Here is a 19,458-nt window from a genome sequence, read left to right on the forward strand (position 1 = left end):
GTGTCAAGGATCACAATATGACTTTCGATACTATCCACCGCGCCGGACGCACGTCGGACAACTGACTCGCCCAGATTGCGGAGCAAACACCCATGACTGGTCAGACCACCGCCGCCCAGCGCGCGGCCACGCTGCTGGAATTGCACCAACCGGGCAACCCGGTGGTGCTGCCGACCGTTTGGGATGCCTGGTCGGCCCGCCTTGCCACGGGTGCTGGATTCGCCGCCCTGACCGTGGGCAGCCATCCGCTGGCCGACTCCATCGGCAAACCCGATGGCGAGGGCATGTCGTTCGACGATGTGCTCACCCGGGTCGCCCAGATCACCGCGGCGGTCGACGTGCCGGTGTCGGTGGACATCGAGTCCGGCTACGGCCAGCCGGCTCAGCGCTTGATCGACGGCTTGCTGAGCGTCGGCGCCGTCGGGCTCAACATCGAGGACACCGTGCATTCGGAGAACAAGCGACTGCGGTCCGCGCGTGAGCACGCCGAATTGGTGGGCGCGCTGCGCTCGGCGGCCGATGCGGCCGGGGTGCGCGTTGTGATCAACGCCCGTACCGATCTCTTTCTGCGCAACGACGGCGACGATTCGGACCGCGTCGAGCGGGCCGTGGCGCGACTGATCGAGGCGGCCGACGCCGGCGCCGACGTGCTCTACCCGGTGGGTCGCCACGACCCGGAGACGTTGCGGCGCTTGGCAACTGAGCTGCCGCTGCCGATCAACGCGATCGCGCTGCCAGACCAGGGTGACCCGGCGTCGTTCGGTGCGCTGGGTGTGGCCCGGATCAGCTTCGGCCCGTTCCTGCAAGCCGCGCTGGCCGAGCGCGCCAAGGAACTGCTGGCCCGCTGGGCCTGAAGCTCGACTGTGCCTTGCGGGCTTCGAGTGTGTCCTGTGGGCGCAATTCGATCCCACATTCCGCCGTGGGTGCACGCTCAAAACCGTGATGGCACACTCAATCGCGCACCGCTGGTCCCGAACGGCTAGATCGGTTCCAGCATCCGGCGGGGCCGGCGCAGCGCCTCGCTGACCGGATCGTCGCGACTCGAATCATGTGGGCGCCGAGCCGGATGCCCGATCAGGTCACCGACGTCAGGGACCTGATCGCAGCGTTCGCAGCGTCGATCAGGTCCGATGCTGCCGCCGCACTCCGCGTGCCGATAGGTCCGGGTCGGTTTGTCCAGCAGGTTTTCGCTTCCCCACGCGATCATCGACCAAAGCACCGGCCATAGCCGTTTGCCCTTGGTGGTCAGCGCGTACTCGCCGGCCGTCTTGGTTAGCACGCCCTCGGCGACCAGGAAGGTAAGCCGTTCGGACAGCACGGCTTTGGGGATTCCCAGGTGACTGTGAAAGTCGCTGAATCGCCGCACGCCGTAGAACGCGTCACGCATGATCAGCAACGTCCAGCGCTCACCGACGATCTCCAGAGACCGGGCGATCGGGCAATTCGTGTCCGGATATTCACGGGGAAGGGCCACGTTGTCAATGCTACCTCTTGCCGGTTCATTCACTGAACCGTATAGTCGAACGTGTGAAGTTCATTCACCGAACCATTGACGAATCTTGAGGAATGTCATGACAAGTAGCGTTAAGGCGGCCGAATTCAATCGCGTGTCCCACACCATGAACCGCATCGACATCAGCACGGGTATGGATTTCGACGATTTCGTCGCGGCTTTCGAGAAGGCCGCTCCGGTGGTCGACCGGGCGGCGGTCCAGGAGATCGTCGACCGCGGTGGGAGCTGGGACGACGTCCTCGCCGCCGCGGCGCGCAACGCGCCTAACGATCTGATGGTGTACGCAAAGATCGACGCACTGCCGTTCTTCAGTGTGGCCGGCCACACCACCAAGGCGGTGGAGTATCTGCTCGGCAACCACACGATCGCCGAAACGATGTACCGCCATGATCCGAAAGCCTTGCTGTACGCGCCATTACGACTGCTGATCTACGCAGACTCCGACGGCAATGCGGTGTTTTCGATGGACCAGCCTGGTCCCGCGTTCGGCAGCCTCAGTATCCCCGAGGTGACGAAGGTGGGTGAAAGCCTGGATCGCAAGGTGGTAAACCTGTTGCGAGTCATCGGTATTGACGCCGGCCAGGCGTTCACCCGTTAGTACGCGAACGCCGGGTCGTTGGGCGCCTTGACGGCCATATTGCCCAACAACCCGGCGATCGACGGTTACTTGGCGATCTCGATGCGCTGCGGCTGGGCTCCGGCGTACGCGCCGCTGACGCGCACGGTCAACACACCTGCGTCGTAGGAAGCCTTGATGGCCTCGCCGGTGACGTGCGCGGGCAGCTGGAACGAGCGACGGAACGATCCATAGCGGATCTCCCGCAAGGTACGGCCGTCCTTGTCTTCTGCGTGCTCGTCGCGGTGTTCGCCGTGGATTACCAGCCGGCCCCTATCGACCTCGACGTTGACGTCCTTCTCGACATCGACACCGGGCAGTTCCAGGCGGACCACCGCGTCGTCGCCGTCCTTGACGACCTCCGCTGCGGGGTTGAAACCGCTGCTCACCGGCTTGTTCCAGTCCGCTGTCGCGGCCGGGCCGAAGAAGTCGCGCAACCATCGGTCGGTGTCCCAGGCCGGGCGCGACCACACTGCGAGATTACTCATTTCGTCACCTCATTGCTTCCTTGAGCTTCATTGTGAGTTTGCTGTGACCGGCGCCTTGCCGGCCGGCTACTTAGACGAACTTGAGTTGACCACGCTAAAGTTCCACCTGCCCGTTCGCCGGGAGCGAACACACATCACACAGGAAGTTGTGAGGTGTGAGACCCACGTCATACGAGCGATACATTCGGCGGTTTTTCCTTAATTTCTGGCCCCTAACCTCATGGCATGACCTCAGCCCCAAACTCGCGCGTGCAGTGTGCCGCCCGTCACTTGGTTGTGGTGGGTCACGGCATGGTGGGCCACCGATTGGTCGAGGCGCTCCGCGCCCGTGACACCGACGGGGCTTGGCGCATCACCGTTTTGGCCGAAGAAGCCGACGCCGCCTACGACCGCGTTGGATTGACGTCGTACACCGAAAGCTGGGACCGTGCCCTGCTGGCGCTGCCCGGCAACGACTACCCCGGTGACGAGCGGGTACGACTGCTGCTGAACGCGCGGGTCACCGAAATCGACCGTGCGGCAAAGACCGTAGTGACCGCGGACGGCGAACGGCACGACTACGACGCCCTGGTACTGGCCACCGGTTCCTACGCCTTCGTCCCTCCCGTGCCCGGACACGACCTGCCCGCCTGCCACGTCTACCGCACCCTGGACGACCTCGATGCGATCCGGGCCGCAGCCGAGCGTGCCCGTGATGAGGGTCACGGTGCTGCCGGCGTGGTGATCGGCGGTGGTCTGCTCGGACTTGAGGCCGCCAATGCGCTGCGCCAGTTCGGGTTGGAAACACACGTCATCGAGATGATGCCGCGACTGATGGCCCAGCAGATCGACGAGGCCGGTGGTGGGCTGCTGGCCCGGATGATCACCGAGCTCGGGATCTCGGTGCACGTCGGCACGGGCACCGAATCGATTGAATCCGTTGAACGCGCAGACGGTTCGGTGGCGACGCGGGTGCGGTTGACCGACGGCGACGTGATCGAGGCGGGCCCGGTGATTTTCGCGGCCGGCGTGCGGCCTCGTGACGAACTGGCTGCGGCAGCGGGGCTGACGCTGGCCGAGCGCGGCGGTGTGCTCACTGACTTGTCCTGCCGGACAAGCGATCCCGACATCTATGCGATCGGCGAGGTCGCGGCGATCGACGGGCGGTGCTACGGCCTGGTCGGACCGGGCTACACCTCGGCGGAGGTCGTGGTGGACCGGCTGTTGGGCGGCGGCGCGGAGTTCCCGGAAGCCGACCTATCCACCAAGCTCAAACTGCTGGGCGTCGACGTCGCCAGCTTCGGTGACGCGATGGGTACGACCGAGAACTGCCTCGAGGTCGCCATCAACGACGCGGTGAACCGGACCTACGCCAAGCTGGTGCTCTCCGACGACGCCAAGACCTTGCTCGGCGGGGTACTCGTCGGCGACGCCTCCAGCTACGGCGTGCTGCGGCCGATGGTCGGCAGCGAACTGCCCGGCGACCCGCTCGCGCTGATCGCGCCGGAGGGTTCCGGCGGCGGGGCCTCGGCGTTGGGTGTTGGCGCGCTGCCGGATTCGGCGCAGATCTGCTCCTGCAACAACGTCACCAAGGGCGACCTGAAGTGCGCGATCGCCGATGGCTGCGGCGACGTTGTGTCGCTGAAGTCGTGCACCGCGGCCGGCACGTCGTGTGGATCGTGCGTGCCGCTGCTCAAGCAGTTGCTGGAAGCCGAGGGCGTGGCACAGTCCAAGGCGCTGTGTGAGCACTTCAGCCAGTCGCGGGCCGAGCTCTTCGAGATCATCTCGGCCACCGAGATCCGGACCTTCTCGGGCCTGCTGGAGCGATTCGGCCGCGGAAAGGGTTGCGACATCTGCAAACCCGTGGTCGCGTCGATCCTCGCCTCGACCGGTTCCGAGCACATCCTGGACGGGGAGCAGGCCTCGCTGCAGGATTCCAATGACCACTTCCTGGCCAACATCCAGAAGAACGGCAGCTACTCGGTGGTGCCGCGGGTGGCCGGCGGGGACATCAAGCCCGAACATCTGATCCTGATCGGCCAGATCGCGCAGGACTTCGGGCTTTACACCAAGATCACCGGTGGCCAGCGCATCGACATGTTCGGGGCCCGGGTGGACCAATTGCCGCAGATCTGGAAGCGGCTCGTCGACGGTGGCATGGAATCCGGCCACGCGTACGGCAAGTCGCTGCGCACCGTCAAGAGCTGCGTCGGCACCGACTGGTGCCGCTACGGTCAGCAGGACTCGGTGCAGCTGGCCATCGACTTGGAGCTGCGCTATCGCGGTCTGCGGGCACCGCACAAGATCAAAATGGGTGTGTCGGGCTGCGCGCGGGAATGCGCGGAAGCCCGCGGCAAGGACGTGGGCGTGATCGCCACCGAAAAGGGTTGGAACCTCTACGTCGGCGGCAACGGCGGTATGACGCCCAAGCACGCCCAATTGCTGGCCGGTGACCTGGACACCGAGACGCTGGTTCGCTACGTCGACCGGTTCCTCATGTACTACATCCGCACTGCCGACCGGCTGCAGCGCACCGCGCCGTGGGTCGAGTCCATCGACGGCGGGCTGGACCACGTGCGCGAGGTCGTGTGCGAGGACTCGCTGGGCCTGGCCGCGGAATTCGAGGCCGCAATGGAGCGGCACGTGGAGAACTATCAGTGTGAGTGGAAGGGCGTGCTCGACGATCCGGACAAGCTCTCGCGGTTTGTCTCCTTCGTCAACGCGCCGGATGAAATCGATTCGACTGTCACATTCACCGAGCATGCCGGGCGCAAAATCCCTGTGTCCATTGGCATGCCAAAGGTCCGTTCATAGAGTCTGAAGGAGCAAGCATGACAATTCTCAACGACATCGAGGTATGGACCACCGCGTGCAACTACGACCACCTGATCCCGGGCCGGGGCGTCGGTGTGCTGCTCGACGACGGATCGCAGGCGGCGCTGTTCCGGCTCGACGACGGCTCGCTGCACGCGATCGGCAACATCGACCCGTTTTCCGGTGCGGCGGTGATCTCCCGCGGGATCGTCGGTGACCGTGGCGGTCGTGCCACTGTGCAATCGCCAATCCTCAAGCAGGCCTTCGCACTTGAGGACGGCCTATGCCTGGACGACCCGCGGGTGTCCGTGCCTGTGTACCAGGTGCGCGTCACCGACGAGGGAGAAATCCAGATCGCGCGATTGGCTGCCTAGCAGATATCGCCGACCAGGTAGCGCTGCATCGTCGGCCCGATCGCGTCGACGAGCGCATCGACCGACATCGAGTGCAGCGGCTCGCTACGCACCCCGTAGCGCATGATGCCGAGGCCGACCAGCTGCGAGGCACACAGCGACGCCCGCACGGCGACCTTGTCGGCGCCCAGCATTTTCAGCACCGGGCCGAAAACCGGCCCGATGAACATGCTTTGCACGATTTCGGCCGTCTTGGCCATACCCGTGGATGCGACCGCGCTAGCCGCGAAGGGGCCACCGCCGGCGGCGTCCCAGGTGGTGATCAGCATATGAAGCGTTCGGCGGCCGACCTGGTTGACCCCTCCGGTGATAATCCGGTCGATGAATTCCGGTGTGCCGAACGGCAACCGCAGCATCTTGGCGACCGGGTCGAGAAACCCACGCGATGGCTCGTCGCGACTGGGCATGGTGTCAGGATCACCCGCGGGTGATCAAAGATCAAGCATCGCGTGCGTCGGCGCGCCCGGCCGGTAACGACGTACTGGATGCCGGGTGGCCACCGGCACCGCCCGGCGGAACCGGTTCGCGATCAAGCGGGCCAGCCGCGGATGTGTCCCCAGCGGCCGGCTGACCAGATCGGCGCCGCAGTTGCGCAGCCTTTCCTGGAACAGCCCGTCGGCGAGCAGATAGGAGGCGACGGCGACACGGCGCGCACCGTCGGCCCGCGCCCTCTCGACAGCCTCGACGATCTGCGCATCGCCGGAGGCGGCAAATCCCAGAGTGACTCGTGATCCGGTCAGCGCGGACAACAGCGTCGCGGTGGTGTGCAGGTCCGCACAGGCAGTGGGGTCCGAAGTTCCCGCAGCCCCGAGGATCACCGAATCACCCGGGCGCCAGCCAGATTTCATCAACTGGTCGGCGACGATCCGGGCGATCTCCCCGCCCGGCCCCAGTGCCGGGGTGACGATGACATTGGGATGTCCGCTGGCTGCAACATGGGCGGGCACATCGGCGCGGACGTGGTAGCCGCGGGACAAGAATGCGGGCACCACGACGGCCCGGTGGCCACCGACCGCGGAAAGTACCTCGCTGGGTGTGGGTCCCAATACGTCGACGAAGGCGACTCGTACCGTGCGGCCGAGCTGTCGGCTGACCTGTGCCGCCAGGTCGCCGATCATCGCGACACCGCCCGGTCGGCGCGTGCCGTGCGCGGCAAGTACCAGGCTCATGGCGTTCCTACCGGTTCATCGATCGCCAGCCGGTAACCCCGCTTCACGACGGTTGCGACAATGTTCTTGTCGCCCAATGCCGTTCGCAGGCGCAGCACGGCTGTGTCGACGGCGTGCGGGTCGTTGCTGTTGCCGGGCAGTACCCGCAACAAATCATTGCGGGCCACGACGTCGCCGGGACGATGCGCCAGCGCGCGCAGCACCGCCATTCCGGATCCGGACAGCGATTGGACCGAACCGTCGACCAGAACGCAGTTTCCGCGGATCTCGATCGCGTGACCCGCGGCCTTCACATTGCACGACCCGAGCTGTGGCAGCTTTTGGGCGATGTGGCGGGCCAGCGCCCCCAGCCGCATCCGTTCGGGCGCCGTCGTCGGAATACCCTTGCGGTGCAACGGCTGTGCCGTCACCGGGCCGACGCACATGGCGTGCACATCGGTGCGCATCGCCTCGATCACCTGATCCTCGATATTCAGGTCGCGGCTGCGCTCCAGAACCGCCGCCGCAGCTGGCGCGGACGTGAAGCTGACCGCGTCGAATTGGCGCCGCGCGATTCCGGTGACCAGTTGGTCGAAGTTGCCGCCCATCGCGGTGGACTTCCAGCGATACACCCGGATCGGCACCACCTCGGCACCGGCGGCGCGCAATCCTCCGACGAACTCCGGGAACGGGTCCCAGGCGTCGGCGGCGCCGTGGAGTTGCACCGCGATCCGCGCGCCGGACACCCCCGACTCCAGCAAGTACTTGAGGAGTTCTTGGGAGGACTCGGATTTCGGCGACCACTCCTCGTGCAGGCCGGCCGCGCGCAGCGCCCCCGTCGCCTTCGGCCCGCGCGCCAGCACTCGCGCCTTGGACAACGACGCGATGAGTTGATTGGACAGCCCCCAACCCTCGGCGGCGGCCACCCAGCCGCGAAATCCGATGCCGGTGTGGGCTACCAGAATGTCGGGAGGATTGGCGATCACGGCTTCGGTAATGCTCTGCAGTTCTTCATCTTCGGGTAACGCGATCATGTTGATCGCGGCAGCGCTGGATACCTCGGCGCCCTGACGACCCAACAGCGCGCACAGCTCCTCGGAGCGGCGCGCGGACGTGACCGCTATCCGGTAACCGGTCAGCGGCGGGGACTCGGGCTGGTCCATACGACCTGTGTATGCCTGCGACATTTCCGCGGCGTTACCTGACGATTGCTGAAGCATTGCCCATGTTGCGGTGATCGTCACACCCGGGCGGGCTCTGTTGTGAGCACCGAATTAGGCGCTTCCTGCGCAGATACCGGGCGCCGCACGTACATCATCCAGGTCACTATGGCCGCCGCGATGTAAGAAGTCAGAAACACCCAATACGCCGCCGTCTCGGTGCCGCTGCGCAGGTAAGACTCGCGCAGCGCCAAGTTGATTCCGACGCCGCCCAGCGCGCCGACCGCCGAGCAGATGCCGATCAGCGCTCCGGATTTGGCGCGCGACCACTGCCGGCGCTCCGCCTCGCCGACATTCAGCGAGCGACTGCGGGCCTCGAAGACCGACGGGATCAGTTTGAACACCGAACCGTTGCCCATCCCCGACAGCACGAACAGAATCATGAACCCGGTGACGTAGCCGACCACCGCGGTGAACGACGTCCTGCCGCTGTGGTCCTCGATCGTGCTGATGGCCACCAGCATGCCGGCGCCCGCGATCATGCCCAAAAGGACGCCCAGGGTGACGCGGCTACCGCCGCGGCGGTCTGCCAGCCGGCCGCCGTAAATTCGCGCCAGCGAGCCCAATAGCGGCCCGACAAAGGCGATCTGAGCCGCGTGCAGGGAAGCGTGGGCGGGGCTTTCGCCGTTGGCCCCGAAGTTGACCTGCAGAACCTGGCCGAAGGCGAAGGAAAACCCGATCCAGGAGCCGAAGGTGCAGATGTACAGCAGCGAGATCACCCAGGTGTCACGGTCGAACAGGATCGACCGCATGTCGTTCACCTCGACGCCGTGGTCGAGGTTGTCCATGGACAGCGCCGCCGCGATGCCGACCACGGTGAGCAGCACCAGATAGACCGCGCACACCCAGTACGGCGCCTGGTGCCCGGCGGTGGCCAGCGCCAGCAGGCCGACCAATTGGATCACCGCGACTCCGAGATTGCCGACGCCGGCGTTGATCGCCAGCGCCGTGCCCTTCAGTCGCTGCGGATAGAAGGCGTTGACGTTGGCCAGCGATGCCGCATAGTTGCCGCCGCCCAGGCCGGTCAGCGCCGCGCACAGCACATACGGCCACAGCGGCAGCCCGGGATTGGCCAGCAGGACAATCGTGCCGACGGTCGGGATCAGCAACACGAACGCCGAGAACACGGTCCAGTTACGGCCCCCGAACTTGGCGATACCCAAGGTGTAGGGGATCCGCGCGCAGCCGCCGACCAGCGTGGCCACCGCACCCAGGAGCAACTTGTCGCTCGCGTGGAAGCCGTAGACCGACATCGGCATGAACAGCACCATCACCGACCACAGAGTCCAGATCGAAAATGCCACATGGTCACCCGCCATCGTGCACAGCAGATTGCGGCGAGCGATCCTGTCGTTGCCGGCCTCCCAGGCCGCGGCGTTTTCCGGATTCCAGTCCGTGATGCGGTGGTTGCGGCCCATGCGATCTGCACCTTTCGTGGACGGGTGGTCGAAATCGTCTGGGCGTCAACCAGTTCAACCCATAACCGGGAAGAGCTGCGGTGATTCTGGCCTTCAATGCCCTTGTGGGCGCCTCGAATTGAGAGGCATGCCCTGCCTTGTTCTGATGCTCACATTCGGAACCGAACTGCGTCAACTCATTCCGACCAATATCGCCTGTAAGTTGAATCCTAGTTATCTGATAGATCGCTGAAGGAACCTGAAGGTCGACCGTCGTCGCAGTTCAGGGCTCGATGTTTACTCCTTTAGTCGCGCGTAGGTATTTCAGTACCGAGCGCCTGGGGAATTCGGTGTGAGGTCGAATACATTTCGTGCTAAACGTTCTCTACCGAATTGGTATGACGCGTATACCGCGCCTATACGGTGGCCAGCCGGGCCCCCGATGCGGCCTCGGTCGTCATCACCTCGAGCGGACGGCGTACATACACCGCCCAGGTCAGTACCGAGGCGGCCGCGTAGCACAACGTGAACGCCCAGAACGCCGACGTCGCGGTACCGCTGTGCAGATACGACTGCCGCAGTGCCAGGTTGACGCCGACGCCGCCGAGCGCACCGATCGCGCCGGCGAGACCGATCAGGGCCCCGGACATCGAACGTGACCACTGCCGGCGCTCGTTCTCGCCCATCTGCATCGAGTGACTACGCGCCTCGAAGATCGACGGAATCATCTTGTACACCGACCCATTGCCGATGCCGGACAGGATGAACAGGGCGACGAACCCGATCACGAAACCGACCATCGTCGAGGCGGATGTGCGGCCCGCGCCATGGCTACCGAAAGTGCTTGCGCTGACCAATATCCCACCGGCAACGATCATCGAACAGAAGACGGCGAGCGTGACTCTGCCGCCGCCGATGCGGTCGGCCAGCTTGCCGCCGTACACCCTCGAGACTGATCCCAAAAGTGGTCCCAGGAAAGCGATTTGGGCGGCATGCAGGGAGGCCTGTGCGGTGTTCTCGCCGCTGGCGACGAAGTTCATCTGCAATACCTGACCGAACGCGAATGAGAAACCGATGAACGAGCCGAAGGTGCCGATGTACAACAGCGCGATCACCCAACTGTGCGGCTCGGACAACACCGCCCGCATGGTGGACGTATCGATGCGGTAATGCTGCAGGTTGTCCATGTACAGCGCGGCGCCGATACCGGCGATCGCCAGCAGCACAAGGTAAATGGCGCACACCCAATAGGGCTGCCGGTTTCCGGCGGCCGCGATCACGAGCAGGCCGACCAGCTGAACCACCGGCACCCCGAGATTGCCACCACCGGCGTTGACCGCCAACGCCCAGCCCTTCAGGCGCTGGGGGTAGAACGCGTTGATGTTGGTCATCGACGACGCGAAGTTGCCGCCGCCGAGGCCGGCCAGCGCCGCGCACACCAGATACGGCCACAGCGGCAGGCCGGGGTGAGCCAGCAGCACCATCGTGCCGACCGTCGGAATCAACAGCACCAGCGCGGAGAACACCGTCCAGTTGCGCCCGCCGAACTTCGCGGTGGCGAACGTGTACGGGAAGCGCAGGCAAGCCCCGACCAGGGTGGCGGTGGCGCCGAGCAGGAATTTGTCCCCGGCGGAAAAGCCGTACACCGACGCCGGCATGAACAGCACCATCACCGACCAGATCGACCAGACCGAGAAGCCGATGTGCTCGGCGGCCACCGACCAGATCAAGTTGCGCCGGGCGATCTTGTCGTTGCCGGCCTCCCAGGCCACGGTGTCTTCGGGGTCCCAGTTCGAAAGGACATGCGAACGGCCCAGCGAAAGTTTCATGGCGACAACGCTAGAAATCCATTGTTGCCCGAGCGCTGCCCGCAATGACCCGGGCGTGAATTTCCGCTCACCCTACGACGCCGGCCGGTGTGAGGGCGGTCAGTCGATACGGCGTGCACCACGACGTGAGGCGCGACGACAGCTCACAGTGTAGCTAACCGCGGTGTGATGAATCGCGCTGGGGTGAGCGGAGTTTCGCGTGGACCGTCGGTCCGCGCTACCAAACGTCGCCGCCGCGCCAATCGCACATCAGCTCCGCGTAGCTGTCCACGGTGACCGTGACCGGGAAGACGAATACCGTTCCGTCGTCGTCGGGTGTGCGCGTCGGACCACCCGGCGCCAGCACCGACGTCGGTCCGTTCCACGGCGACCAGCCGCGGGCCGCGTACAGGCCGCGGGCCCGGACCGACGAACTCAGTGCTCCCAGCTCGTAGGCGCCGCGCAGCACTTGTTCGACTCCGTCCAGCAGCGCGTGCACCAGCCCCTGGCCGCGGTGGTCCTCCCGTACCGCGACTCCTTCGACGTAACCGCAACGCAGCGCGGTGCCCCGGTAGATCAACCGCCGTTGGATCACCGCGGCGTGCGCGATGATCGCGCCGTGCTGCCAGATCAGGGCGTGCATGCCGCCCAGGGTGTGCTCCCAGTCGTCGTCGGTGAAATCACCGGCGAAGGCTTCGGCGACCATGTGATGAACGCGCTGCCGTGTGTCGCAGTCGAGATCGGCAGTGTGAACCAGGCGCGCGGTATGGACCTGGGTGAGCACACTCCCTGTCTACAACGTTGTCGCCGGGCCCGCACCTGGACAACGCGCGATGTCTAATACGACGGGGCGCCCGCCGGCACTCGGGGCCGAGCCCAGTGCAGTCGTACGTGCTGGCCCGCCCGCACCTGGGCGACCTTGTCGATGTCCTCGTCGATCACCACGCCGACCACCGGGTAGCCGCCGGTGATCGGATGGTCGGGGCCCAGGATCACGGGTAATCCGTTGGGCGGCACCTGGATCGCGCCGCGGGTGGCACCCTCGCTGGGTAGCTGCCGGTCCGGAAAGCGGTACTGCAGCGGGCGGCCGACCAGCCGCATCCCGACCCGGTCGCTGCGATCGGACGACACCCAGTCGCTGTGGACGAGCACGTCGGGATCGACGAACCAGTCGTCGCGTGGTCCGGGTACCACAAGCAGCTCCACGGTGTCGCCACTGATGGCGGCGACGGGAGCCTGGTCGAGTTCGGGATAGTCGTCGGTGTGCGCGCCGACGGGCAGCCGGTCCCCGGGCGACAGTGGCGAGGGGCCGATCGCCGACATCACGTCGTAGCTGCGCGAGCCCAGCACCGGCTGCACCGAAATACCGCCGCGCACTGCCAGATACGTCCGCAGGCCGGCCCGCGGGGTGCCCAGCGAAATTACTTGGCCGTCGCGGACGTGGTGAATGCTGTTGGTGCCGAACTTGATTCCGTTGACCGACGGGTCGGTGTCGGCGCCGGTCACCGCGATGTCGACGTCGCCGCCGTGTACCCGGGCGGCGAATCCGCCGAAGGTGACTTCGACGGTGGCGCGATCGTCGGGGTTGGCGACCAGCCGATTGGCGAGTTTGTGCGAGCGGCGGTCGGCGGCGCCGGACCGGCCGACCCCGAGGTGGGCCTGCCCGATCCGGCCGAGATCTTGGAGGACGGCCAGTGGTCCGGTGCGCAGGATTTCGAGCTTGATGTCGGGCTTGATATCGGGCTTGATATCAGGCTTTGTCATGGCATGCTCCTTGATTACACGGCCCGGAATTGAATCCACATGCCCTGCGTCAGCAACGCCGGATCGGACCGCATCAGGTCCCACAGGACCGCGTCGGTGCGACCGATGAGTTGCCAGCCGCCGGGGGATTGGCGCGGATAGATGGCGCTGAACTCACCCGCGAGTGCGACGGAGCCGGCCGGTACCGAGGTGCGCGGCTCGGCGCGGCGCGGCACCCGCAGCCGCGGGTCACCGTCGACGAGGTACGCGAAACCCGGTGCGAATCCACTGAATCCGACGCGCCACAGCGTGGCGGTGTGAGCGTCGATGACCTGTTCGGCCGTCAGCCCGGTGTGGCTGGCGGCCTCGGCGAGGTCCGGACCGTCGTAGACGACGTCGATCACCACGTCGGCGGTGCGCTCGGCCGGGGCGGCCGTGTCCGCGGTGATCCGCAGCTTCCGTAGTCGCTGGCGGATGACGCCCTGGTATCGCGGGCCGTCGAGTTTGACCAGTACCGTGCGGGCGGCCGGAACGATGTCGAGCACGCCCGGCAGCGCCGCCGCACGCAACGTGTCCGCCCATGCCAGTACCTCTGCGGTGCTGCCACATTGCACCAGCAGCGCCTGGTCGCCGTAGTCCAGGACGACGTTGCCGACCAGTTCGGCCGACAAGTCCGCGGGGAGATCCGTCACGCTCATTACTGAACGGTAACTTCGGAATCCGCGCAGGCAAAGAGGCCGAGACGGGATTTTCGAGCACTGCCAGAGCTGCCTTAGCGAATGCTCAAAGAGCCGTGCCTAGCCGAGCACTTTGCCGATCATCGGGGGCAGCTGATCGGCGACCATCGGGTAGCTCAGCGGCGAGGCGAAGGCGATCGCGCCGGCCTGGTCCTTGGTGGTGAAGACATGGCGGTTCTGGGCGGTCGCCTGCGATCCGGCGACCTCGGGGTCGGCCAGCAGCGCCTTCTGCTCGTCGGCACTCTCGGTCGTCCAGATCACCACGTCGGCGGAATCGAGCACCGTCTTGATCTGGTCGCGCGGGATGACGGCGCGGTGATCGCTGACGAAGGGCTTGATGCTGTCGGCGATGACCAAACCCATCTGGTTGAGGAAGTCGGTTCGCCAGCCCGCCGCGGTGGCGACCACGCTGCCCCGGAACAGGGTGCCCTGCATCAGCAAGGCGCGCTTGGTCTTCCACTGCGGATGATTCTGGGCTACGGCGACGAACTGCTTGTCGACGCCATCGATCAGCGCCTTCATCTGGCCGGCCTGAAACACGGCCTGGCCGACCGCGGTGGCCTGGTCCTTCCACGGCTCGAAGAACGCGTCGCCGTCGGACTGCGCAACGGTCGGGGCGATCGCGGCCAGCTTCTTGTAGGTGTCGGCGTCCAAGCCGGCGTTGACGGCGACGATCAAATCGGGCTTCAGGCCAGAGATCTGTTCGACGGCTATCCCGTTGTCCAGGTTCAGCACCACGGGTTGTGCGCCGCCGAGCTTGGGCTGGGCCCACGGCCACACCGCGAACGGCTGGTCACCGAACCAGTTGGTCACCGCGATCGGTACGACGCCGAGGGCGAGCAGGTCGTCTTGCTCGGTGTAGCCCGCGCTGACCACCCGCTTGGGCGGCGTCTTGATGACGGTCTGACCGAAAAGATGGGTGATCGTCACGCCTTCGCTGCCGGGAGCGCTCGCCGGCGGTTTCGGGTCCGAACACCCCGCCGCCGTCCCGGCCGCCGCGGCGGCCGCGGCGGCACCGGCGAGCTGCAAGAACCCCCGCCGATTCCATCCCTGTCGCATCGCGTGAGAGTATCGCGTCGCCGACGCTGACCTGCATCGCCGCACGGTTTCGCCGCTCACCTCAGTGGCATGCCGGCGTCGACGAAGTCCAGGGCCCGATAGATCGTCGCGGCCGTCGGTGGCGCGTTGTCGGCGGCGGCCATCATCGCGCCAGTCAGCGCTCCCGCGAACACCCGGACTTCGAAATCGTCTGTGGGGCGGCCGATTCGGTGCCCGATCATCTCCGCAACGACGTTGACGGTGCGGTAGTACTCGTCGTACATGGCGGCCTTGAGCTCGGGTATCGAGAACATCAGTCGCTGCCGGGTGTTCTCGAAATCCAGCTGCTCAGCGGGCAGAGCGGCCATGACTTCGGTGTAGGCCCGGCGGATCGCCTCGGTGGGCGACAGCTCGGGCGGCTGCGACTCGAAGGCCGCGAAGATCAGCGGGTCCAGGTCGTCGGCGAGCAGCAACGACTCCTTGGATCCGAAGTAGCGAAAGAAGGTGCTGGGTGACACTTCGGCGGCCTCGGCGATCTGTTCGACGGTGGTGGCCGCATAGCCATTCGCATCGATCAGGCGGAACGCCTCGCGCCTGATGGCCTGGCGGGTCTTGAGCTTCTTGCGCTCCCGCAGGCCCAGGGGCTGATCAGTCGCGGGCATGGGGCAATTCTCCCGCACCCGCGGCGCCCCGCCGCGAACCCGGCGGCGTGTATTCGTGCCCCTCCTTTGTCCAAGGGCTGTAGTCGGCGATCAGCTCTTCCTGCGGCGGGCGCTGGTCGACCGGAACATGCTGCAGGTTGATCCGGATCCGGTACCAAATCGAACTCGGCCCGCGCATGCCGTCGACCAGCACATCGGCCGGCGCCAACCGCTCGGCGACGGCGGGATAACGGCCGCGCCAGGTGTCCAGCGCGGCCATCGCCTCGTCCTTGGTCTTGGTCCGGGCGACCTCGATCAGAGGCATCGAAGACCGGCGGCGGCCGTCGGCACTCTTCCCCGCCCCGCGCGGCGCCCGCTCCGGGGGGCCCATTTCCTCGGCCAGCATCAGCAGCCGGTCCAGGTCGCCCACCGCGTCATCCATCCCCGCCCACGGGTCGCCGATCTGGGCGAACCGGTCGGGAACGGTGGCGATCGTGAACGTCTCCGGCCGGCAGCCGGCGACCTCGTCCCAGTGCAGCGGCGTCGACACCCGGGCGTCCGGCGTAGCCCGCACCGAATAGGCGGACGCGACCGTGCGGTCCTTCGCGTTCTGGTTGAAGTCGACGAAGACGCCCTCGCGCTCTTCCTTCCACCAGCGGCTGGTCGCCGCGTCGGGCACTCGCCGCTCCACCTCACGGGCAACGGTCTGGGCGGCCAGCCGGACCTGACGAAACTCCCAGCGCGGCGCGATCCGGGCGTAGATGTGAAAGCCACGCGAGCCGGACGTCTTGGGCCAACCGACCAGGCCGTAGTCCTCCAGCACCTCGCGGGCCACCAGGGCCACGTCGACGATGCCTTGCCAGTCGACCCCGGGCATCGGATCCAGGTCGACGCGCAACTCGTCCGGATGGTCGAGGTCGGTGGCGAGCACCGGATGCGGGTTGAGGTCCACACAACCCAGGTTGACTGCCCACGCCAGCCCGGCAGCGTCGTGGATGACGGCCTCGGCGGCCGACGTACCCCGCGCGTAGTGGAGCTCGGCGACGTCGACCCAATCCGGCCGCTTCGTCGGCGCACGCTTCTGGAACACCGCCTCGTGCGCGATGCCCTTGACGAAGCGCTTGAGGATCATCGGCCGCCCGGCCACACCCCGCAACGCCGCGTCGGCCACCGATAGGTAATACCGGACCAGGTCGAGTTTGGTGTAGGGCCCGGTCTGTCCATGAGCTTCGAACACGACTTTGTCCGGGTGGGTGATCTTGACGTGGTGCCCGGCAACCTCCATTGACACCGGACCGGTCATGGCGTTCATCGTAATTACGGGAGAATTTTCTGGCCGCGTTGCGACCCGCGTCACATATGGTGAGGTTATGCCTAACCTTCCTGGCCTGCCCGGGCAAGCCGTTTCCAAGGTCCAGCAGTACGTCGAACGCGGTTCGGCGGAGCTGCACTACGTGCGGAAGATCTTCGAGGCGGGCGCATTCAAGCTCGAGTCGCCGCTGAAGACCGCCGCTATGGCAACCGACATCGCCAAGTGGGGCGAGTTCGGCATGCTGCCCTCGCTCAACGCCAGACGGACCCCCGACCGCGCGGCGCTGATCGACGAGGACGGCGAGTTCAGCTACCGCGAACTCGACGAGGCCGCGCACGCCGTGGCCAACGGCCTGATCGAAAAGGGCGTCAAGGGCGGCGACGGCGTCGCCATCCTGGCCCGCAACCACCGCTGGTTCGTCATCGCCAACTACGGCGCCGCCCGGGTCGGTGCCCGCATCATCCTGCTCAACAGCGAATTCTCCGGACCGCAGATCAAAGAGGTGTCCGAGCGCGAAGGCGCCAAGGTCATCATCTACGACGACGAATACACCAACGCCGTCAGCAAGGCCGAGCCGGAGCTGGGCAAGCTGCGCGCTTTAGGTGTCAACCCGGACAGCGACGAGTCCTCCGGCAGCACCGACGAAACCCTGGCAGAGCTGATCGCGCGCAGCAGCAAGGAGCCCGCCCCCAAGGCCAGCAAGCACGCGTCGATCATCATCCTGACCAGCGGCACGACCGGGACACCGAAGGGCGCGAACCGCAGCACCCCGCCCACCCTGGCTCCCGTCGGGGGCATCCTGTCGCACGTTCCGTTCAAGGCCAACGAGGTCACCTCGCTGCCGGCGCCGATGTTCCACGCGCTCGGTTACCTCCACGCCACCATCGCGATGTTCCTGGGCTCGACGCTGGTGCTGCGGCGCAAATTCAAACCGCCGCTGGTGCTGGAAGACATCGAGAAATACAAGGTGACGGCCATGGTCGTGGTGCCGGTGATGTTGTCGCGCATCCTGGACACGCTGGAAAAGATGGACTCCAAGCCCGACCTGTCCAGCCTGAAGATCATCTTCGTGTCCGGATCCCAGCTGGGCGCCGAGTTGGCCAACCGCGCCCTGAAAGACATCGGTCCGGTCGTCTACAACATGTACGGCTCGACCGAGATCGCGTTCGCGACCATCGCCCGGCCCGAGGACCTGGAACGCAACGCGTCGACGGTCGGCCCGGTCGTCAAGGGCGTGAAGGTCAAGATCCTCGACGACAACGGCAACGAGGTGCCTCAGGGCGACGTGGGACGCATCTTCGTCGGCAACGCCTTCCCGTTCGAGGGCTACACGGGCGGCGGGCACAAGCAGATCATCGACGGCCTGATGTCCTCCGGCGACGTCGGCTACTTCGACGAATACGGCCTGCTGTATGTCAGCGGCCGTGACGACGAGATGATCGTCTCCGGCGGCGAGAACGTGTTCCCCGCCGAGGTCGAGGACCTGATCAGCGGACACGAAGCCGTGGTGGAGGCCACCGCGATCGGTGTCGAGGACAAGGAGTGGGGCCACCGGCTGCGCGCGTTCGTCGTGAAGAAGGACGGCGCTGAGGTCGACGAGGACACCATCAAGGGATACGTGCGCGACCACCTGGCCCGCTACAAGGTGCCGCGCGAGGTGATCTTCCTCGAGGAATTGCCGCGCAACCCGACCGGCAAGATTCTCAAGCGCGAACTGCGCGAAATGCAGGTCGACTAGCCGCGCCCGCGCGTCCGGCTAGCGCCGGTCCTGAATGGCCCGGATGATCTGGGCCGCGAGCTTGGGATCGGCCAGCAACTGGTCGATGAGCGCCGTGAGCACCTCTTGGCCGGTGACCCGGGCGACGCCCAACTGGTCGGCGGCTTCCCGTTGCCAGATGTCGAGTGCTCGATGGGTGGCGGCCGGGAGGTCGACGGTGCGCCGCGTCCGTTGGATGCGGGGGGTTTCGCCCGTGGAGCGTGATCGGGATTCCGCGGGATCGCCGACCATTCGTTGGGGGCGCGGCTGACGGAACCCGGTGAGGCGTTCAGTTGGTGCGCTGTCTCCGGCGGGTGACGCGGCGGACATCTGCGCTCGGAACGCTGCGGCGCCGGGCCCGATCCGGCCGGGGTTGAAGCTCACTGGGGCGACCATCCCTCCGGTGGGTGCCAATCAGTAAATCAGTGCTTCCGTGCACGTTGCCTACTGATTGTCTCACTGACACCAGCGTAAGTCCCGTCGCGCGGAGCCGGGTGTTACGGCGGAAGTTCCAGCGACCGCGGCACGCCCGGACGCGTGCGGCGGTCCTCACCAGTGGAAATTAAAAAGCGTAGCTGTGGAAAATAGAGGACGCGACCTGTATGGCTACGGTGCGCAAATCGTGTATCGATGGATCTGCGGCATATGAGATTTCCGTATCGGGCGCAAGAGGCGCATTATCGTCCCGTATTAGCTGATCTACTGAGTAGAGGATATTCTTAGATCAGTGAATCAGTAGATACCACTTGAACTGGGTGTATATCGGCCTCAGTAGGCACTGATCTCAGTATCTTCGGTTTTCCTGAATGGCGCAGTTGCGTATTATTTGAAATAC

Annotated in this window: 19 protein-coding genes; 5 read left to right on the plus strand and 14 right to left on the minus strand. The window is 65.8% G+C overall.

What is annotated here, in order from left to right; genetic code table 11:
- The first annotated feature begins 92 nt into the window (after window positions 1-92).
- Window positions 93-854 carry an isocitrate lyase/PEP mutase family protein gene (locus AC5Y5O_RS00105; protein WP_096283986.1) on the plus strand — a complete coding sequence of 254 codons (762 nt, stop codon included), beginning with the start codon at window positions 93-95 and terminating at the stop codon, window positions 852-854.
- 125 nt (window positions 855-979) lie between these two features.
- Here AC5Y5O_RS00105 and AC5Y5O_RS00110 read toward each other — a convergent pair whose 3' ends face one another.
- Window positions 980-1,474 carry a winged helix-turn-helix transcriptional regulator gene (locus AC5Y5O_RS00110; protein WP_096283988.1) on the minus strand — a complete coding sequence of 165 codons (495 nt, stop codon included), beginning with the start codon at window positions 1,472-1,474 and terminating at the stop codon, window positions 980-982.
- A gap of 97 nt (window positions 1,475-1,571) precedes the next feature.
- On the opposite strand from AC5Y5O_RS00110, the gene AC5Y5O_RS00115 reads away from it, so the two are divergent.
- Complete coding sequence (locus AC5Y5O_RS00115) at window positions 1,572-2,111, plus strand: DUF302 domain-containing protein (RefSeq protein ID WP_096283990.1); 540 nt, start codon at window positions 1,572-1,574, stop codon at window positions 2,109-2,111.
- 65 nt (window positions 2,112-2,176) lie between these two features.
- Here AC5Y5O_RS00115 and AC5Y5O_RS00120 read toward each other — a convergent pair whose 3' ends face one another.
- Window positions 2,177-2,617 (minus strand): Hsp20/alpha crystallin family protein, encoded by a 441-nt coding sequence (locus AC5Y5O_RS00120; RefSeq protein ID WP_096283992.1) that lies wholly within the window; start codon window positions 2,615-2,617, stop codon window positions 2,177-2,179.
- 225 nt (window positions 2,618-2,842) lie between these two features.
- Here AC5Y5O_RS00120 and nirB point away from each other — a divergent pair, with 225 nt between their 5' ends.
- Complete coding sequence (nirB, locus tag AC5Y5O_RS00125) at window positions 2,843-5,410, plus strand: nitrite reductase large subunit NirB (RefSeq protein ID WP_096283994.1); 2,568 nt, start codon at window positions 2,843-2,845, stop codon at window positions 5,408-5,410.
- 17 nt (window positions 5,411-5,427) lie between these two features.
- Window positions 5,428-5,784 (plus strand): nitrite reductase small subunit NirD, encoded by a 357-nt coding sequence (gene nirD, locus AC5Y5O_RS00130; RefSeq protein WP_096283996.1) that lies wholly within the window; start codon window positions 5,428-5,430, stop codon window positions 5,782-5,784.
- Here nirD and AC5Y5O_RS00135 read toward each other — a convergent pair.
- From AC5Y5O_RS00135 to AC5Y5O_RS00185, 11 genes are all read right to left on the minus strand, one after another.
- Window positions 5,781-6,230 (minus strand): TetR/AcrR family transcriptional regulator, encoded by a 450-nt coding sequence (locus tag AC5Y5O_RS00135; protein WP_096283998.1) that lies wholly within the window; start codon window positions 6,228-6,230, stop codon window positions 5,781-5,783. The genes nirD and AC5Y5O_RS00135 overlap by 4 nt on opposite strands.
- A 24-nt stretch (window positions 6,231-6,254) precedes the next feature.
- Window positions 6,255-6,992, minus strand: a complete 738-nt coding sequence (locus tag AC5Y5O_RS00140; RefSeq protein WP_096284000.1) for a sirohydrochlorin chelatase — start codon at window positions 6,990-6,992, stop codon at window positions 6,255-6,257.
- The gene (locus tag AC5Y5O_RS00145; RefSeq protein WP_096284002.1) at window positions 6,989-8,134 is read right to left on the minus strand and encodes a uroporphyrinogen-III synthase; all 1,146 of its coding nucleotides are present in this window, start codon (window positions 8,132-8,134) and stop codon (window positions 6,989-6,991) included. Before AC5Y5O_RS00145 ends, AC5Y5O_RS00140 begins: the two co-directional genes overlap by 4 nt.
- Before the next feature lie 77 nt (window positions 8,135-8,211).
- Window positions 8,212-9,609 (minus strand): nitrate/nitrite transporter, encoded by a 1,398-nt coding sequence (locus AC5Y5O_RS00150; RefSeq protein WP_096284004.1) that lies wholly within the window; start codon window positions 9,607-9,609, stop codon window positions 8,212-8,214.
- Window positions 9,610-10,004: 395 nt separating this feature from the next.
- Window positions 10,005-11,405, minus strand: coding sequence for a nitrate/nitrite transporter (locus AC5Y5O_RS00155; protein WP_096290821.1), 1,401 nt, complete (start codon window positions 11,403-11,405; stop codon window positions 10,005-10,007).
- A gap of 229 nt (window positions 11,406-11,634) precedes the next feature.
- Complete coding sequence (locus AC5Y5O_RS00160; protein ID WP_500023212.1) at window positions 11,635-12,180, minus strand: GNAT family N-acetyltransferase; 546 nt, start codon at window positions 12,178-12,180, stop codon at window positions 11,635-11,637.
- Window positions 12,181-12,233: 53 nt separating this feature from the next.
- Complete coding sequence (locus AC5Y5O_RS00165; protein ID WP_096290822.1) at window positions 12,234-13,160, minus strand: 5-oxoprolinase/urea amidolyase family protein; 927 nt, start codon at window positions 13,158-13,160, stop codon at window positions 12,234-12,236.
- Window positions 13,161-13,174: 14 nt separating this feature from the next.
- Window positions 13,175-13,837 carry a 5-oxoprolinase subunit B family protein gene (locus tag AC5Y5O_RS00170; RefSeq protein WP_500023214.1) on the minus strand — a complete coding sequence of 221 codons (663 nt, stop codon included), beginning with the start codon at window positions 13,835-13,837 and terminating at the stop codon, window positions 13,175-13,177.
- 99 nt (window positions 13,838-13,936) lie between these two features.
- The gene (locus AC5Y5O_RS00175; protein WP_096284009.1) at window positions 13,937-14,935 is read right to left on the minus strand and encodes an ABC transporter substrate-binding protein; all 999 of its coding nucleotides are present in this window, start codon (window positions 14,933-14,935) and stop codon (window positions 13,937-13,939) included.
- Between the two features lie 56 nt (window positions 14,936-14,991).
- Complete coding sequence (locus AC5Y5O_RS00180) at window positions 14,992-15,576, minus strand: acyl-CoA-like ligand-binding transcription factor (protein WP_096284011.1); 585 nt, start codon at window positions 15,574-15,576, stop codon at window positions 14,992-14,994.
- A complete protein-coding gene (locus tag AC5Y5O_RS00185) occupies window positions 15,563-16,867 on the minus strand; it encodes a DNA polymerase domain-containing protein (protein ID WP_500023216.1) in 1,305 nt (434 codons plus the stop codon). Before AC5Y5O_RS00185 ends, AC5Y5O_RS00180 begins: the two co-directional genes overlap by 14 nt.
- Window positions 16,868-16,925: 58 nt before the next feature.
- On the opposite strand from AC5Y5O_RS00185, the gene fadD2 reads away from it, so the two are divergent.
- Entirely contained in the window at window positions 16,926-18,605 is a 1,680-nt protein-coding gene (fadD2, locus tag AC5Y5O_RS00190; protein WP_500023218.1) for a long-chain-fatty-acid--CoA ligase FadD2, read from the plus strand.
- An 18-nt stretch (window positions 18,606-18,623) separates the two neighbouring features.
- Here fadD2 and AC5Y5O_RS00195 read toward each other — a convergent pair whose 3' ends face one another.
- Entirely contained in the window at window positions 18,624-19,007 is a 384-nt protein-coding gene (locus AC5Y5O_RS00195; RefSeq protein WP_096290823.1) for an ATPase, read from the minus strand.
- Between the last annotated feature and the right edge of the window lie 451 nt (window positions 19,008-19,458).

This window comes from Mycobacterium sp. NGS40, assembly GCF_059812735.1.

Coding starts and splice junctions, on each gene's coding strand:
- AC5Y5O_RS00105 (WP_096283986.1), top strand. CDS start 93: ATGACTGGTCAGACCACCGCCGCCCAGCGCGCGGCCACGCTGCTGGAA.
- AC5Y5O_RS00115 (WP_096283990.1), top strand. CDS start 1,572: ATGACAAGTAGCGTTAAGGCGGCCGAATTCAATCGCGTGTCCCACACC.
- AC5Y5O_RS00120 (WP_096283992.1), bottom strand. CDS start 2,617: ATGAGTAATCTCGCAGTGTGGTCGCGCCCGGCCTGGGACACCGACCGA.
- nirB (WP_096283994.1), top strand. CDS start 2,843: ATGACCTCAGCCCCAAACTCGCGCGTGCAGTGTGCCGCCCGTCACTTG.
- nirD (WP_096283996.1), top strand. CDS start 5,428: ATGACAATTCTCAACGACATCGAGGTATGGACCACCGCGTGCAACTAC.
- AC5Y5O_RS00135 (WP_096283998.1), bottom strand. CDS start 6,230: ATGCCCAGTCGCGACGAGCCATCGCGTGGGTTTCTCGACCCGGTCGCC.
- AC5Y5O_RS00140 (WP_096284000.1), bottom strand. CDS start 6,992: ATGAGCCTGGTACTTGCCGCGCACGGCACGCGCCGACCGGGCGGTGTC.
- AC5Y5O_RS00145 (WP_096284002.1), bottom strand. CDS start 8,134: ATGGACCAGCCCGAGTCCCCGCCGCTGACCGGTTACCGGATAGCGGTC.
- AC5Y5O_RS00150 (WP_096284004.1), bottom strand. CDS start 9,609: ATGGGCCGCAACCACCGCATCACGGACTGGAATCCGGAAAACGCCGCG.
- AC5Y5O_RS00165 (WP_096290822.1), bottom strand. CDS start 13,160: ATGACAAAGCCTGATATCAAGCCCGATATCAAGCCCGACATCAAGCTC.
- AC5Y5O_RS00170 (WP_500023214.1), bottom strand. CDS start 13,837: ATGAGCGTGACGGATCTCCCCGCGGACTTGTCGGCCGAACTGGTCGGC.
- AC5Y5O_RS00175 (WP_096284009.1), bottom strand. CDS start 14,935: ATGCGACAGGGATGGAATCGGCGGGGGTTCTTGCAGCTCGCCGGTGCC.
- AC5Y5O_RS00180 (WP_096284011.1), bottom strand. CDS start 15,576: ATGCCCGCGACTGATCAGCCCCTGGGCCTGCGGGAGCGCAAGAAGCTC.
- AC5Y5O_RS00185 (WP_500023216.1), bottom strand. CDS start 16,867: ATGAACGCCATGACCGGTCCGGTGTCAATGGAGGTTGCCGGGCACCAC.
- fadD2 (WP_500023218.1), top strand. CDS start 16,926: ATGCCTAACCTTCCTGGCCTGCCCGGGCAAGCCGTTTCCAAGGTCCAG.